Source organism: Pseudarthrobacter enclensis (genome assembly GCF_030811655.1).
GTDB classification, from domain to species: Bacteria; Actinomycetota; Actinomycetes; order Actinomycetales; family Micrococcaceae; genus Arthrobacter; species Arthrobacter enclensis_A.
On sequence record NZ_JAUSRE010000024.1, the window covers coordinates 39,877 to 56,059 of the forward strand.

A 16,183-nucleotide genomic window follows, 5' to 3' on the forward strand; every position below is an offset into this window, starting at 1 on the left:
GTCAACGGGGGCCGTAGTACTCCGCCAGCCGCTCCAGTCCTTCATCGAGTGATACGGCCGGCGTCCAGTCCAGGAGTTCCCTGGTGGCGCGCTGGTCGAACCAATGGGCTGTGGACAGCTGTTCGGCCAGGAACTTGGTCATGGGCGGCTCGTCCCGCTTTCCAAGCCTGAGCCACGCCCTTTCCACCACCGAACCCGCCACGCGCGCCAGCCCTCCGGGCAGGGACCAGGACGGCGCAGGCACGCCGCCGGCAGCGCAGATGCCGGCAATCAGTTCGCCTACGGGGCGGGGCTCGCCGTTGCTGACCACCAATGCCCGGCCATGGATGTGCCCTATCCGCTCCAATGCCGCAACAATCGCCGCGGCTGCGTTGTCCACGTACGTCGTGTCGATCAGCGCAGCGCCGCCGTCCAGCAGGGGCAACCGGTTCCGGGCCGCGCGGGCCAGTACACGTTCCACCAGTTGGGTGTCCCCGGGGCCCCACACCACGTGGGGCCGTACGGCGGCGACGCGGAACCCCGCTGAATCCGCGGCCAAGGCGAGCAATTCTGCCTGCGCCTTGGTGCGGGAGTAATCACCGTGGGCACGCACCGGATCAGCCGGCCCGGCACCCAGTCCTGCGATGGCGGCGCCCGAATTGGCCACAGACGGGGAGGACACAAAAACGAAGTCGCCGACCCCGGCTTCACGCGCAGCCAGCAGCAGCCGCCGCGTTCCCTCGACGTTCACCTCGTCAAACTCGTCGGCGCGGCCGGTGAAGGAGACTTTGGCTGCCAGGTGGACCACTGCTTCAGCACCCCTGACGGCAACGCCGACCGCCGCATTGTCGGTGAGTGACCCGCACTGGTCCGTGGCGCCGTCGACCCCTGAAGGACGCCGCTGGAAGGTGGTCACGGCATGGCCCCTGTGCACCAGGAGTCCCGCAACCGCCCTGCCCAGCAGTCCGCTCGCTCCGGTGACGAGGACCCTCATGGCGTTCCCGGGCGGCCGCCGGCCAGCACGGATGCAGCCCAGCGGGCCACGCGGGTCCTGTCGATCTTGGCGTTGTGGCGGATATCGGTAGGCTGCGCGGGGACAACCAGGACCGCAGCCACGGATACGCCCGCAGTCCGAGCCGCTTCCCGCACCTGCCCGGCAAGTGCCGTTCCGGCAAGGCCTGCTTTGCGGGCCGGCGGGACCGTCTCGAGGACGGCCGCCACGGCCTGGGTCCCGGCCGGTCCGACGCCCACGACGGCGGCCATCCGCACCGCATCCAAGCGCTCCAGCGCCTGTTCGGCGCCCACTGGGGTCACCGCACCGCCGGGGGCTGTCACGACATGGGCCAGCCGGCCTTCCACCCACAGCCGTCCCTGGGCGTCCAGGTGGCCCACGTCGCCAGTCCGGTGCCAGCCCGGCAGGTCTGCGCTTACCTGCTGGGTCAGCCAGAGGCGGTCGTAGGCTTCCTTGACATGCGGGGCACTGACCAGGATCTCGCCCGTTGTCCCGGCGGTGGTGACCGCCGTGTTTCCGGGAGCGGTGCCGTCAGGCGCCAGGGGGATGACTGCCACGCGGGCGCCATGGACGGGCCGCCCTACGCAGACGCCGTTGCCGGCGCCCGGCGTCGTTCCGTCAGCAGCGTCTGCCGCAGCCACCTGGATTTGTTCGAAGGTGATGTCCGTGACAGCGAGCGCCTCGGTCATCCCGTAGGGGGTGTGCAGCGACGCGGCCGGAAGGAGTGCCTGGACCTCCGCCAGGAGCGGTTCCGGAACTGGAGCCCCGGCGGAGAGGAGCAGGCCAACCCTTCCGAGCGCTGCCCTGGCTTCCTCAGTGAGGCCGCCGCGGGTGGCAACAACGTTCCGCAGGGCAGCCGGCGACGCGAAGACAACCGTGGCGTCGATGGCCGCCACGGCGTCGGAGAGGGCGCGTGCCGTCAGGGTTCGCGGCGCGGTGACGTCCATGGCCGGCGTCACCGACACGGCTCCCAGGGCCGGCCCCAGTAAGGCGAACGGAGCGAACCCAGCCACCAGCCCCTGGCCGGGACGGATTCCGAACGTTCCGGCCACGGTGTCGCGCATGGCGGCAAGCTGCCGGTGGGAGTACAGCACGCCCTTGGCCGGTCCGGTGGATCCGGAGGTAAAAAGCACGGCGGCGGGCGAGTCCGGGGCAGGGATGGCTGCCGGGGGGTCCCCGGCAGCCACAGTGGGGCGGGCGGCTCCCGCCCTGGCCAGTGCGGCGAGGGAGGTTTCAACCCCCAGGAGCTTGCGGCGCCCCGGCGGGAGGTCCTGTACGCTGACGCGCCTGGCGGCCCACCCCAGGGCACGGGCCGCCGCCAGGGCCCTGTCGATCCCGATCAACACGTCCGGGGTGGCGCCCTTCACCGCCCGGCTCAATCCCTTGACGCCCAGTCCGGCATCGGCAACCACCACCACGGCTCCCAGACGCAGGCACGCGTAAAGGGCCACCGTGAGGTCCACTCCGGGCGGAACCATCAGGCTCACCCGGCTGCCCGGGCCAACGCCCGCCTGCCGCAGGCCGGCGGCGAGATGCCCAACGCTGTCTTCCAACTGCTTCCAGGTGAGTGAACGGGCCACACTGCCGTCCGCTGCCATTTCGACGACGGCGCGTCCGCCTGCTGAGGGCCCTGCCGCGAGTTCCGCCAGGGGCGCCCAGAGGGGAACGGAACCGGGGCGCCCAGCCGGAGTGGCAGCTTTGGCAACACTGTCCCCGTCCGCCTCAAAGCGCGCGGCAAGCCAGTCAAAAACCGCAGGTGTGATGTCCCGGTCCTCGGCCACCAGGTGTCCGGCGCCTTCGTAGCGGTGGACGTCCGCATGCGGGAGCCGGCCAAGGAGGTCCTTCAGATACCGGTCGGAGAAGATTGGGTCCCGGGGACCCCACAGCATCAGCGCCGGGACCTCCAGCCGGCGAACACCTTCAGCCACATTGTTGAGCGCGGCGAAGCTCGGGTGGGAGGCATCAACGGGGATGTCCGCCACGAAGTTTCCCACCCCGGCGCGGCGGGATGCGCCACGGTAGGGGGCCATGAAGGCGTTCCGCACCGACGTGGGCAGCGGCGGGCTGGCAAGCGAATGCGTCACCCGCAGGAAAGCGTCGGTGGTGGTGGTTCCCCATTGGTGCACGGCCGGATGCAGGGCCAGGCGCAGTGCTGCCGGGATGGGTGAGCCGGCCGGCTGGTGGACGGCAGTGTTGGTCAGCACCACGCCCGCGAGCTGGTCCTGGTGCGCCAGTGCCCAGCCGAGGCTGATCACCCCGCCCCAGTCGTGGCCTACTGAGACCACAGGACCTTTCAGTGCCAGCGCGGCGGTGAGGTCGCCCAGGTCATTGATCCTGTCGGCAAGGCGCCGGAAAGTTCCCGTGCGTTCCGAGAACCCCATGTCGAGCTGGTCCACGGCCACTACGCGCCACGGGTGCGCGGGGTCGCAGCCGGCCGCCAGCAGCCTCCGCCACAGGTAGGACCAGGTGGGGTTGCCGTGGACACACAGCAGAGTGCCCTTCGGAGCCAGGCCGCGGCCGGAAAGCTCTGCGCCGTTGTCCAGCAGGTGCCAGCGGCGTACCGTGCCCGGCGCATCAGCGCTTGACGTGGAGGGGACATCGATTTCGCGCGACCACTGGGCGTCGACGCCCGGCCACTCAACGGTCACCAAACGATTTCCAGCATGGCGGTGTTCAGGCCCGAACCCACGCCCATGCACAAAACGCGGTCCCCGGCACCCAGGGACTGCGACTCGGCGGCAAGCGTCATGGGAAGGGATGCGGGACCCACGTTGCCCCAGTGCGGGAAGGTGATGGGCACCTTGTCCGGATCCAGGTCGATCGCGTCGATGATGGCCTGTGTGTAGGCGTTGCTCACCTGGTGCGTGACGTAACGGTCCATCGCCGCCCAGTCCCACTCGGGCTGTGCCTCGTGCCAGGCGTCGACCACGAGCTGGAGGCCGCCGTCGAGCAAACCCTTCGTGTCCGTGTGCATGCCGTCGATGCCGCCCACGCACAATTCGTGGTGCTCCGTGCCGGCCCGCATCACGCCGCCCAGCACCCGGTGCGCCCCCGGGTGCTGGTCCGCAGGTCCCAGGACGGCCGCTGCCGCTCCCGAGCCAAGCGTCAGCGTGGCAAATTCGCGGTTGAAGTCGTCACGGGTGGTTTCGGGCCGCTGAAGCCTGGCCAGCGTGGCCTCCTGGGTCAGCTGGGCGTCCTCGCCGTTGACCACAACGGCGTACCTGATCTGCCCGGAATCAATCATGTTCGCCGCCAGGGTCAGGGCGTTGACGAAACCGAGGCAGGCATTGGCAAGGTCGAAGTTCATGGCCGACGACGGCAGGCCAAGGCCATGGTGGATCTTCACCGCCACGGACGGTTCCAGGTTGCGCCGGGTCACCGAGGTATTGATCAGCAGGCCGACCTCCGAGGCTTCAATGCCAGCCTCCGCCAGCGCCTTTGCGCCGGCCTCCACCGCAGCATCGTCGAAGGATGTTCCGGGAGCCCACCACCGGCGGTGCGTGATGCCCGCAACGCGCTCCAGCAGCCGTGGCGGGAACTTCAACCGCTTCAGGGTTGAGGCCAGCCGGCGGTCAAAGTCGGTGGAGCTCACAATCCTGGGAGCTTCAACGCTGCTGACCGAGAGCAGCGCGGTGTTGCTGTGGCGGAAGGTTGCATTACCTGCCAATTCAAGCCCCTCTTCGTTTCCGTCCCGCGTTCATGCGGTGACTGTACCCACATAAACGCAGGCTCAAGAGCTTAACTATGCCTTTGCCACGCCGGAACCTGCATATTCGCGGTGGCGCGGGCGCCGGCTCCCGGGCGCTGCTGCGGGGAAATGTCCGTCCTGCGCAGTAGATTGTAGTGAGCCTTTTCCAGCAATCTGCCCTACCCGCTCCAGGAGACCAGAAAAGCCTTGCACCTCAAAAGCCTCACCGTCCGGGGGTTCAAGTCCTTTGCGTCTGCCACCACGTTCGACTTCGAACCCGGCGTCACCGCCGTCGTGGGTCCCAACGGGTCCGGCAAGTCCAACGTGGTGGATGCCCTGGCCTGGGTCATGGGCGAGCAGGGGGCGAAAACCCTCCGCGGCGGCAAGATGGAGGACGTCATTTTTGCCGGAACGTCCGGGCGGCCCCCACTGGGCCGTGCCCACGTTTCCCTGACCATAGACAACGCCGACGGCGCACTGCCCATCGAATACAGCGAAGTAACCATTTCCCGGACACTGTTCCGCACTGGCGGGTCCGAGTACGCCATCAATGGTGCCGGCTGCCGGCTGCTGGATATCCAGGAACTGCTCTCCGATTCCGGGCTCGGCCGGGAAATGCACGTCATCGTCGGCCAGGGGCAGCTGGACCGGGTACTCCACGCCACTCCGGAGGACCGCCGCGGATTCATCGAGGAAGCGGCAGGGATCCTCAAGCACCGGCGCCGCAAGGAAAGGACGGTCCGCAAGCTGGAGGCCATGCAGGCCAACCTCCAGCGGCTCACGGACCTCACCGGGGAGATCCGCCGCCAGCTCACGCCCCTGGGCAAGCAGGCGGAGGTGGCACGCCGGGCCCAGCGGGTGCAGTTCGACGTCCGGGATGCGCGTGCCCGCCTGCTGGCCGACGACCTCGTCCAGCTGCAGCTCGCCCTGGAGCAGGACGTGGCGGATGAGGCCGCGCTGAAAGCCCGGCGCACCGCTGTCGAGCAGGAACTTGAGGCCGGACGCAGGCAGCAGGCCGGGCTGGAACAACTGGCAGCGGAGGCCACGCCCCGGTTGAATGCGGCCCGGGACACCTGGTACCGGCTGTCCACCGCACGTGAACGGCTGCGGTCGCTCGGCTCGCTTGCCACCGAGCGCAGCCGCCTGTTGGGCTCCGATGATGCCGCCCCGCCCTCCGGCCGCGACCCCGACCAGCTTGAGCGCCAGGCGGCGCGCGTGCGGCAGGAGGTGGCCGAACTCGAACAGGACATCGAAGCACGGCGAAGTGCCCTGGAGGCGGCCAGCACGGCTAAGGCGGAAGCGGAAGAGGCGGCCCGCGCCGAGGACCAGCGGCTCACGGCGCAGCTCCGCGCCGCGGCTGACCGGAGGGAGGGCCTGGCCCGCCTGGCCGGACAGGTTGCTGCCGCCCGGTCCCGTGTGGAGTCGGCACAGGCGGAACTGGGGCGGCTCCGCGACTCGCTTGCCGCGGGGACCGAGCGCCGCGCCCGGGCCCAGGCGGAGTTCACCGAGCTGGAAAACCAGGTGGCCGGGGTGGAGGAAGGAGAGGAGTCCCTGGACGCCGACTATGAGGCCGCCAGCGGGGTTTTGGACGCGGTGCTCCAGGAAATCGCGGATCTCAAGGCCGCTGTCAACGAGGGGGTGCGCAAGCGGGACGCCCTGGCGGCGCGGCTCGATGCCCTGAAGCTTGGCCTTGACCGCAAGGACGGCGCCCGGCACGTGCTGGAATCAGGGCTGGCGGGAGTGCAGGGGAGCCTTGCAGCGGCGATCACGGTCCGGAGCGGGTACGAAGCAGCTGTAGCCGCAGCCCTGGGCGAGGCGTCCGAGGCAGTCCTCGTCCAGGATGGGGCCACGGCGGCCGGAGTAATCCAGCGGCTCAAGGACGACGACGCCGGCAGGGCGTCGCTGCTCCTCGCCTCCGCCGCCGCCAAGCACGGGGAGGACAAGGACAACGTGGCGTTGCCGGGCGGAGCGGTGTGGGCCGCCGACCTGGTGGACGGACCTGCCGGCCACCTTGCCCTGGTCCGGCACCTGCTCAGCGGAACCGCCGTCGTGACCGGCATCGACGCCGCGGCCGCGCTCGTCGCATCGCTGCCGGGCATCACGGCCGTCACCGGCGAGGGTGACGTCTTCACCGCCGTCTCGGCTGCCGGCGGCTCGGCCAAGGCCCCGTCACTCCTTGAGGTACAGGCAGCAGTGGACGACGCCGGCCGCGGCCTGTCCGCGGTCACCGCGGACCTGGAGCGGAACAGGTTTGCCCTGGCCGCCGCCGAGGCCCGCCGCGCCGGAGCGCAGGAGGAGGCGGACGCGGCCCTGGACCGGCTGCACGAATCGGATGCCCGGTTGGCCGCCGTGGCAGAGCGCCTGGGCCACCTGAACTCGGTGCTGCGCAGCGCCGTGGGCGAAAGCGACCGGTTGGCGGCCTCCCTGGCCAGGGCCGGGGACAATGTTGCTGCCGAAGAAGAAGCGCTCGCCGCCATCACCGCCCGGCTGGCCGCGGCCCAGGAAGCGCCCGTTGAAGAGGAGCCTTCCACCGAACAGCGGGACGCCCTGGCACAGGCCGCATCAGCCGCCCGCGCGGCGGAAGTGGAAGCGCGGCTGTCCCTGCGCAGCGCCGAGGAACAGCTGGTGGCCACCCGCAACAGGGTGTCCTCCCTGGAACGTGCTGCCGCCACGGAACGCCGTGCCCGGGAAGAAGCCGCACAGCGCGCCCGGCGGCGCCGCGTCCAGGCGAAACGCGCGGCCGCCGTGTCCGCAGGTGTGGACCTGGCGCTGCGCTACGTGGACGTCTCGGTGGACCTGGCCCGGCATGAACGCGACCTTGCCGAGGAGACCCGTGAACTGCGTGACCGTGCCCTGCGGGACATCCGGGACGCCAATGAAACCCTGGCCCGGGAACTGGCAGACCTCACAGACAACGTTCACCGGGACGAGCTGGCGCGGGCGCAGCAGCGGGCCAGGATAGAAGCTGTGGAAACCCGGTCCGTGGACGAACTGGGCATCACCCCGGAGGCATTGGTGGCGGAATTCGGCCCCCACGTGCCGGTCCCTGTGCCCGCGGAGGAATCGGGCGACAAGTGGGCGGCCCTGCGCGCCCCTGTGGACGGCAACGGCGAAGAGATCAGGGCCGGCAAACCCTACGTCCGGCAGGAACAGGAGAAACGGCTGCGGAAGGCTGAGCGCGACCTCGCCAGCCTGGGCAAGGTGAACCCCCTGGCGCTGGAGGAATTCGCGGCGCTGGAGGAGCGGCACCAGTTCCTCAGCACCCAGCTTGAGGACCTGAAGGCCAGCCGCCGCGATCTGCTGGACATCATCAAGGAAGTGGACGACCGGGTCCAGCGCGTCTTCGCCGAAGCGTTCCAGGACACCCAGGCCCAGTTCGTGCGGGTCTTCGAGCGGCTCTTCCCGGGCGGCGAGGGCCGCCTGGTCCTGACGGATCCCGATGACATGCTGACTACCGGGATCGAGGTGGAGGCACGTCCGGCCGGGAAGAAGATCAAACGGCTGTCCCTGCTCTCCGGCGGTGAGCGGTCCCTGACGGCCGTGGCGCTGCTGGTGGCCATCTTCAAGGCGCGGCCGTCGCCGTTCTACGTCATGGACGAGGTGGAGGCTGCCCTGGACGATACCAACCTCGGCCGCCTGATCACCATCTTCGAGGAACTCCGGGAATCCAGCCAGCTCATCGTCATCACCCACCAGAAGCGGACCATGGAAGTGGCGGATGCGCTGTACGGCGTCACCATGCGCGGCGACGGCGTCTCAACCGTCATCAGCCAACGCCTCGGTGCCGAGGTATAGCGGAGGCCTGCAGGGACACTGGCAGCGCCGGTACCCAGGCGGCAGGCGGCGCAAACGGGCAGGTCAGGTGCGTGCCGGCCGCCGGATCCGGGCGCACCGTTTGTGAGAAGCTAGGGGAGTGAATGACATCCTTCCCATTGTCCTGTCCATTCTTGCTGCGCTGGTGGTCATCGGCGGCCTGATTCCGGTCCTGCTCAAGACACGGAGGAACATCACCCGCTACCCCGGAACCCGGGACGCCAACGACCCCGAGATCCGCTCCGGCGGCAGCACGGCAGTGGCGGACCGCGACGGGACCATCGAACGCAAGGCGCCGGAGGGTGTGGACCTCGAAGGGCTGGACACCACGGTCCCGGACACTGCGGCGGGGCTGGAAACCATCCCCGTGGAAACCCCGCTCCCCGTCGCGGGGCGCCTTACCCGGCTGCGGGAGCGCCTGGTCCGCTCCAACAACATCATGGGAAAGGGCCTGCTGGCGCTGCTCTCCAGCGACCGCATCGATGAGAGCGTCTGGGACGAGGTGGAGGAAACGCTCCTGCTCGCCGACCTGGGTACCGAACCCACCATGCAGCTGGTGGACGCCCTCCGGGAGCGGGTCAAGGTGCTGGGAACCCGGACCCCCGAACACGTCAAGGCCATGCTGCGCGAAGAACTCATCAAGCTCGTGGACCCCACCATGGACCGCAGCCTCAACGTGCAGCGGCATGCCGACAAGCCCGCCGTGATGATGGTGGTGGGAGTGAACGGGGTGGGCAAGACCACCACCGTGGGCAAGCTGGCCCGCGTGCTCGTGGCCGAGGACAAGGACGTGCTGCTGGGCGCCGCGGACACCTTCCGCGCCGCTGCCGCCGAGCAGCTGGCCACGTGGGGCCAGCGCGTGGGGGTCCCCACCGTGAAGTCGGACATCGACGGCGCCGACCCCGCCTCGGTTGCCTATGAAGCCGTAAAAGCCGGCATCGAGCAGGAAGTCGATGTGGTCATGATCGACACCGCCGGGCGCCTGCAGAACAAGGTGGGCCTCATGGACGAACTTGGCAAGGTCAAGCGCGTCGTGGAGAAGCTGGCCGAGGTGGACGAGGTCCTGCTGGTGCTGGATGCCACCACCGGCCAGAACGGCCTGAACCAGGCGAGGGTCTTCTCCGAGGTGGTCAACATCACCGGCATTGTCCTGACCAAGCTGGACGGAACCGCCAAGGGCGGCATCGTCGTCGCCATCCAGAAGACCTTGGGCGTGCCCGTCAAGCTCATCGGACTGGGCGAAGGCGCGGACGACCTGGCTCCGTTCGACACCGAAGGCTTTGTTGACGCCCTGCTGAACTGAGCTGTTGGGCTAGCTGCCTGCCCTGCGGAGCGACTCGCGGGTGGGCAGCCATCCGAGGGCGGCCAGGAGCAGGATGGCGCCGGTCACCCCGAAAGCCCAGCCGAAGCCCAGCCGGTCCGCCAGCAGGCCTGCCACCACCGGCCCCACGATAGCGCCGACGTCGGACATCATCTGGTAGACGGCCAGGACCTTGCCGCCGGAGCGGCCGTTGCCAATGACATCGGCCACGGCAGCCTGCTGGGCGGGACCGAACAGTCCCGACCCGACGCCGGCGAGCGTCGACGCCCCAAGGAACCAGGGCAGGTCGGAGGTAAGCCCGATCCCGGCGGTTGCCAGGGCCGCCACCAGCAGTCCCGAAATCATCATGGGCTTTCGCCCCAGGGAGTCCGCCAGGCGCCCCGAGAAAGTCAGTGCGGCGGCGTTGCCCGCAGCGAAGACTGCCAACGCCAGTCCTGCCGCCTGCGGGCCTGCTCCGAAGGCGGCCGCTGCGAACAGTGGCACCGTTGCCATCCGCACGCCAAAGGTGGCCCACCCGTTGGCGAAGCTGGAGGCCAGGGCCGACCGGTACGTCCCGGCGGTCAGGGCGTCACCGAACCGCATGTCAGGCGCCCGCAGCTGAGTCTCGCCCTGATCCCTTCGCTGGTGGCTGAGCTGGGTCTGCACCACGAAGGCGGCAACGAGCAGCGCGGCTGCGTAGGCGAGGAACGGTACCCGCAGGCCGAGCCCTGCCAGCAAACCGCCCACTATCGGCCCGCACACGTTCCCGATCAGGAACGCCGACGCGTAGGCCCCGGAGACCCTGCCCCTGCTCTGGGGCGGGGCCAGCCTTATCACCAGGGCCATCGAGGCCACCGTGAACATCACTGACCCCGCCCCGCCCAGGCCCCGGAACAACAGCAGCTGCCAGTAATCCTGGGCAAAGGCGCACGCTGCCGTGGACAATGCCACGATCAGGAGCCCGGCAACGTAGACCGGCCGTTCGCCGCGCTTTCCGATCAGGGCGCCGCCGGCCGGAGCAAACGCCAGGCGCATGAACGCGAAGATCGCCACGATGACCGCGGCCTCGGTGTTGCCCACCCCAAAGGTTGTTGCGAACTGCGGCAATACCGGCGCAACAAGCCCGAATCCAAGCGCAATGAGGAACGCCGCGGCCAGCATCACCTTGATGTCCCTGGGAAGTTTCTCCCTCTGCGGCCTCAGCCGGCCCAAAAACCTCGAAGTGGCGCCGCTTGAGCGGGGTGGTGCCGTCATGGTGCAGGAGTCCTTGCTGGAGTGGGAGCCGGGTGGCCGGGCGGGTGCGGAAACATAACCGTAACAAGGCGGATATCCACCATTTACTTCCTAGAGGTTGTTGTAACAGGCCCGCAATCTAAATCCTCCGCGGGCGAAACACGCCGACGCCACACTCATTACAGGACGCAAAAGGCGTTGGCAGGCGGACAAGTCCGCACCGAAAGCAAGAGAGGACGTAGGCCATGGAACTCACCGCAGGTCTCGTTTGGCTCCTGGTGGCTGCAGCACTCGTGCTGTTCATGACCCCGGGCCTGGCATTCTTTTACGGCGGCATGACGCGCGCCAAGTCGGCACTGAACATGATGATGATGAGCTTCGTCGCCATCGGAACGGTCGGCATCACATGGGTGTTGTGGGGCGCCTCGATGTCCACGAGCAACCAGGACAACTTCTACCAGATCTTTGCAAACCCGTTCAGCCACTTCGGCCTGCACAACTTCACGGACCCGGCAGACCTGCTGAAGGTGGGCTACGCGGCAACCTTCGCCATCATCACTGTCGCCCTGATCTCCGGCGCGGTCGCGGACCGCGCAAAGTTCTCCGCCTGGGTGATCTTCACGCCGATCTGGGCAACGCTGGTCTACGCACCGCTGGCCTTCATGGTGTGGGGTGGCGGACTGTTCTCCAAGGACGGCTGGTTCGGCCAGACCTTCGCTCCGGTCATCGACTTCGCCGGTGGCACCGTGGTGCACATCAACGCCGGTGTTGCCGGCCTGGTCCTGGTGCTGATCATTGGTAACCGGAAGGGCTTCGGCAAGGACCCGAACCACCGCCCGCACAACATTCCGTTCGTCATGCTCGGTGCAGCCATCCTGTGGTTCGGTTGGTTTGGCTTCAACGCCGGCGCCGCTGCCACGGTTGAGCAGGCCGGCCTGATCTGGATCAACACCCTGGCAGCCCCGGCCGCCGCGATGCTGGGCTGGCTCGCAATCGAACGTATCCGGGACGGCCACCCCACGTCGCTGGGCGCCGCTTCCGGTGTCGTGGCCGGCCTGGTTGCCATTACGCCGGCCTGTGCCAACGTTTCCCCGCTTGGTGCGATTGCCCTGGGCGTCCTCGCCGGTATCGCCTCGGCCCTGGCCGTCGGCCTGAAGTTCAAGCTCGGCTATGACGACTCCCTGGATGTTGTGGGCGTCCACCTCGTCTCAGGTGTCATCGGAACCGTCGCCATCGGCTTCCTCGCCACCCCCGACCAGGGAGCTGCCGGTCTGTTCTACGGCGGCGGCGCAACCCAGCTGGTGGCCCAGGTTCTGGCAGCACTGTTCTCGATCGTCTTCACCGCCGTGATGACCCTGATCATCGCTTACCCCATCCACAAGACCATGGGCTTCCGCATCTCCGAGCACCAGGAAATCGCCGGTGCAGACCTCAGCCTGCACGCCGAGACTGCCTACGAGTTCGGCGTCGGCGGCCACGGCGGCAGCTTCCAGCCGCTGCACGACATGGTGACCGGCAAGACCCAGGCGGAAGCCCGGGAATCCGCATCCGGTGCACAGAAGACACAGTCAGCAACAGGCAAGGAAAGCGTGGGGGCATGAAACTGATCACTGCAATCGTCAGGCCGGAGAAGCTCGAGGCCATCAGGGAAGGGCTGGAAGCCTACGGCGTCCAGGGCCTCACCGTCAGCGCAGCCAGCGGGTACGGGAGGCAGCGCGGCTACACCGAGGTTTACCGCGGAGCGGAATACAACGTGGACCTGCTGCCCAAGATCCGGGTGGAAGTGCTGGCCACGGATGAGCAGGCCGACGACATCCTGGACGTGATCATTGCCAGCTCCAATACCGGCAGGGCCGGGGACGGCAAGGTCTGGACCATCGACGTCCATGAAGCAGTGCGCGTCCGGACTGGCGAACGCGGAGTGGCCGCCATTTAGCGAAGCCACCGAAAGCGGCAGTTGAAACAGGGCGGGCGGGAACCGGAAGGTTTCCGCCCGCCCTGCCTGTCTTTGACCCTCAGTCTTTGTGCCCGTTGGTGGGCCAGGACGCCGGACCCGCCGAGCCGGCGTCGTACTCCTCAAGGGGCACCTCGCCGTCCTCCCATGCCTTCAGTACCGGCTCGACGATCCGCCAGCAGTCCTCCGCCGTGTCGCTCCGGACGGACAGCAGGGGATCGCCTGTCAGCACGCCTTCCAGCACTTCGCCGTAGGGCAGGAGGTCGGAGGCGCTGAGTTCCGCTTCCAGGGTGACCCGGCCCAGGCTGAAGATGTTCCCGGGCCCGTTGACGTCGACGTCGAACTCCAGCGTGTCCGGGCCAAAACCGATCCGCAGCTTGTTGGGGGAGTCCACGCCCGTGAAGCCTTTGGGCAGGTGGGGCACCGGAAGGAAGGTGACCACCGCTTCCTTGCGCTTGTCGCCCAAAGCCTTGCCGGAGCGCAGGATGAAGGGCACGCCCCGCCAGCGCCAGTTGTCAATGACCACCTGGATTTCGGCAAGGGTTTCGGTTTCCCTGCCGGCGTCCACGCCCTCCTCCTTGGCGTAGTCGGGCACGTCCTTGCCCGCCGTCGTGCCGGCCGTGTAGCGCGCCCTGCGTGTCGAGCGGGTAAACGGCGCCTTCACACTGCTGGCGCGAAGGACCGTGGAGACCGCGTCGCGGAGGTCGCGCTCGCCGATGGTGGCCGGCGGTTCAATGGCCATGATTGCCATGACCTGCAGGAGGTGGCTTTGGATCATGTCGCGAAGAGCGCCGGCGTTGTCGTAGTAGCGGGCGCGTCCTTCCAGGGCGAGGTCCTCGTCAAAGAAGATTTCAACCTTCTCCACGTGCTGCCTGTTCCACACCGGCTCGAGGAAGTTGTTGGCGAACCGCAGGCCCAGGATGTTCAGGACCGTGGCCTTGCCCAGGAAGTGGTCCACGCGGTGGATGTGGTCCTCCGGGACCAACCGGGCCAGCGTCGCGTTAAGTGAGCGCGCCGACTCCTCGCTGGAACCAAACGGCTTCTCCATGACCAGGCGGGTGCCCTCCGGGACTTCCTGGGGCTGCAGGGTTTCGCAGGCACGCTGGCTGATCCGTGGCGGAAGTGCAAAATACACCGCCACCGGGCCTTCCAGGGTCTTCAGCAATGCCGCCAGGGCGCCCGCGGCCGTGACGTCCACCTGGTGGTAGACCGTCTCCTTTTCCAGCAGCGCAAGTGCGTCTCTCCCTGCTGCGTCGGCAGTGTCCGCCGCCACGGCAAAGGACGATTCCACCCGCTCCCGCCATTGCTCGGGAGTCCAGGGATCCGACCCGGCCCCCACAAGGCTGAGGCCCTCCGCCCGTCCGGCAGCAACAAGCCGCGCCAGGCCCGGCAGCAGGAGCCTGCCGGTGAGGTCGCCCGATGCGCCGAGGATGAGCAGCGTCTTCACAGTTGTTTGGCTCGTCATTTTGCCAGCATGCCACCTGACCTGCCTGACTTGGTACCCTAGATAGTCGAGTCCCGATCATCTCCTGAAAGAAGTTCACGGCGCGTGTTCAATTCACTCTCTGACCGGTTGACAGCAACCTTCAAGAATCTCCGCGGCAAGGGCCGCCTCACGGAGGCCGACGTTGATGCCACCGTCCGCGAGATCCGCCGTGCCCTTCTGGACGCCGACGTCGCCGTTCCGGTGGTGCGCGAATTCACCGGGCGGGTCCGCGAACGTGCGCTGGGGGCCGAGGTTTCTGCAGCGCTGAACCCCAGCCAGCAGATCGTCAAGATCGTCAACGAGGAACTCCAGGAGATCCTCGGCGGCGAAACGCGGCGGATCCGGCTGGCCAAGAACGGTCCCACCATCATCATGCTGGCCGGCCTCCAGGGTGCGGGCAAGACCACCCTTGCCGGCAAACTGTCCAAGTGGTTGAAGGCCCAGGGCCACAGCCCCATGCTGGTTGCCTGCGACCTCCAGCGCCCCAATGCCGTCACGCAGCTGCAGGTTGTGGGCCAGCGCGCCAACGTTCCGGTCTTCGCACCGCACCCGGGAGCCACCTCCCAGGAGCTGGACCAGCCCGCGGGTGACCCTGTCGCCGTCGCCCGCGCCGGCGTCGAGGAAGCACGCCAGAAGCTGCACGACGTCGTCATCGTCGATACCGCCGGCCGCCTGGGCGTGGACGCCGACATGATGGAACAGGCCCGCCAGATCCGCCGGGCCATCGTCCCCAACGAAGTCCTCTTCGTGATCGACTCCATGATCGGCCAGGACGCCGTCAACACGGCGCTCGCCTTTGATGAAGGCGTGAACTTCACAGGCATCGTGCTCTCCAAGCTCGACGGCGACGCGCGCGGCGGTGCCGCACTTTCCGTTGCGTCGGTCACCGGCAAGCCGGTCATGTTCGCATCCACCGGCGAAGGCCTGGACGACTTTGAACTCTTCCACCCGGACCGGATGGCCTCGCGCATCCTGGACATGGGCGACATCCTCACGCTCATCGAACAGGCCGAAAAGGCCTGGGACAAGGATGAAGCTGCCCGGATGGCGAAGAAGTTCGCCGACCAGGAAGACTTCACCCTCGAGGACTTCCTCGCCCAGATGCAGCAGATCCGCAACATGGGCTCCATGAAGAAAATGCTCATGATGATGCCCGGTGCGCAGAACATCCGGCAGCAGTTGGAGCAGTTCGATGAGCGCGAGATCGACCGCGTCGAAGCGATCGTCCGGTCCATGACGCCGCATGAGCGGCTGGCGCCCAAGATCATCAATGGCTCACGCCGCGCCCGGATCGCCCGCGGCTCCGGCGTCCACGTCTCCGAGGTCAACGGCCTGCTGGAGCGCTTCGCCCAGGCCCAGAAGATGATGAAGAAGATGGCCCAGGGCGGAATGCCGGGGATGCCGGGTATGCCCGGGCTGCCCGGTGCCGGCGGCGGGTCCCGGAAGAACGCCAAGAACGCGCCCAAGAAGAAGGCCAAGTCAGGCAACCCCGCCAAGGCGGCCCAGGAGCGCAAGGAGGCAGAAGCGCGCCGGGCCAACGCTGCCAAGGCGATGCCCACCGGCGCCGCCTTCGGGCAGGGCGGCGATTTCGATCCCTCCCAGCTGAACCTGCCCAAGGGCTTCGACAAGTTCCTGGGCAAGTAGCAGTTTCGCGTAATCAGGAAGCGCCAGATGCCGTCTTGACCGTTCAAGACGACACCTGGCGCTTCTTCGTTGGG

General features: G+C 68.0%; 10 protein-coding genes. 5 read left to right on the plus strand and 5 right to left on the minus strand.

Annotation, left to right across the window (positions count from 1 at the left end):
* Position 1 precedes the first annotated feature (1 nt).
* From J2X98_RS18785 to J2X98_RS18795, 3 genes are read right to left on the minus strand one after another with little or no spacing between them, the layout of a single operon-like run.
* Positions 2–973, minus strand: coding sequence for an NAD-dependent epimerase/dehydratase family protein (locus tag J2X98_RS18785; RefSeq protein ID WP_141941930.1), 972 nt, complete (start codon positions 971–973; stop codon positions 2–4).
* On the minus strand, positions 970–3,642 hold the full coding sequence (locus tag J2X98_RS18790) for an alpha/beta fold hydrolase (protein ID WP_307311201.1): 2,673 nt from the start codon (positions 3,640–3,642) through the stop codon (positions 970–972). Before J2X98_RS18790 ends, J2X98_RS18785 begins: the two co-directional genes overlap by 4 nt.
* Positions 3,636–4,658 carry a 3-oxoacyl-ACP synthase III gene (locus J2X98_RS18795; RefSeq protein ID WP_141941925.1) on the minus strand — a complete coding sequence of 341 codons (1,023 nt, stop codon included), beginning with the start codon at positions 4,656–4,658 and terminating at the stop codon, positions 3,636–3,638. The genes J2X98_RS18790 and J2X98_RS18795 overlap by 7 nt, the downstream gene beginning before the upstream one ends.
* 228 nt (positions 4,659–4,886) lie before the next feature.
* Between J2X98_RS18795 and smc the strand changes: the two genes are divergently transcribed.
* Positions 4,887–8,474 (plus strand): chromosome segregation protein SMC, encoded by a 3,588-nt coding sequence (smc, locus tag J2X98_RS18800; RefSeq protein WP_307311206.1) that lies wholly within the window; start codon positions 4,887–4,889, stop codon positions 8,472–8,474.
* A gap of 118 nt (positions 8,475–8,592) precedes the next feature.
* Positions 8,593–9,795, plus strand: a complete 1,203-nt coding sequence (gene ftsY / locus J2X98_RS18805; protein WP_141941921.1) for a signal recognition particle-docking protein FtsY — start codon at positions 8,593–8,595, stop codon at positions 9,793–9,795.
* Positions 9,796–9,804: 9 nt separating this feature from the next.
* Here the strand turns inward: ftsY and J2X98_RS18810 are convergent, their stop codons facing one another.
* Positions 9,805–11,046, minus strand: coding sequence for an MFS transporter (locus J2X98_RS18810; RefSeq protein ID WP_307311210.1), 1,242 nt, complete (start codon positions 11,044–11,046; stop codon positions 9,805–9,807).
* Positions 11,047–11,270: 224 nt separating this feature from the next.
* Between J2X98_RS18810 and J2X98_RS18815 the strand changes: the two genes are divergently transcribed.
* Positions 11,271–12,626, plus strand: coding sequence for an ammonium transporter (locus tag J2X98_RS18815; RefSeq protein ID WP_307311213.1), 1,356 nt, complete (start codon positions 11,271–11,273; stop codon positions 12,624–12,626).
* Positions 12,623–12,961: a P-II family nitrogen regulator gene (locus tag J2X98_RS18820; RefSeq protein WP_043453189.1), complete on the plus strand. Its 339-nt coding sequence runs from the start codon at positions 12,623–12,625 to the stop codon at positions 12,959–12,961. Before J2X98_RS18815 ends, J2X98_RS18820 begins: the two co-directional genes overlap by 4 nt.
* Positions 12,962–13,040: 79 nt before the next feature.
* On the opposite strand, the gene J2X98_RS18825 is transcribed toward J2X98_RS18820, so the two are convergent.
* Positions 13,041–14,444: a glucose-6-phosphate dehydrogenase gene (locus tag J2X98_RS18825; RefSeq protein ID WP_307311216.1), complete on the minus strand. Its 1,404-nt coding sequence runs from the start codon at positions 14,442–14,444 to the stop codon at positions 13,041–13,043.
* Positions 14,445–14,528: 84 nt separating this feature from the next.
* On the opposite strand from J2X98_RS18825, the gene ffh reads away from it, so the two are divergent.
* Positions 14,529–16,109, plus strand: coding sequence for a signal recognition particle protein (ffh, locus tag J2X98_RS18830; protein ID WP_141941909.1), 1,581 nt, complete (start codon positions 14,529–14,531; stop codon positions 16,107–16,109).
* The last annotated feature ends 74 nt before the right edge of the window (positions 16,110–16,183 follow it).

What these genes read in the sequence shown, in the direction of transcription:
- J2X98_RS18785 (WP_141941930.1), bottom strand. Translation starts at nt 973, where the DNA reads ATGAGGGTCCTCGTCACCGGAGCGAGCGGACTGCTGGGCAGGGCGGTT.
- J2X98_RS18810 (WP_307311210.1), bottom strand. Translation starts at nt 11,046, where the DNA reads ATGACGGCACCACCCCGCTCAAGCGGCGCCACTTCGAGGTTTTTGGGC.
- J2X98_RS18815 (WP_307311213.1), top strand. Translation starts at nt 11,271, where the DNA reads ATGGAACTCACCGCAGGTCTCGTTTGGCTCCTGGTGGCTGCAGCACTC.
- J2X98_RS18820 (WP_043453189.1), top strand. Translation starts at nt 12,623, where the DNA reads ATGAAACTGATCACTGCAATCGTCAGGCCGGAGAAGCTCGAGGCCATC.
- J2X98_RS18825 (WP_307311216.1), bottom strand. Translation starts at nt 14,444, where the DNA reads ATGACGAGCCAAACAACTGTGAAGACGCTGCTCATCCTCGGCGCATCG.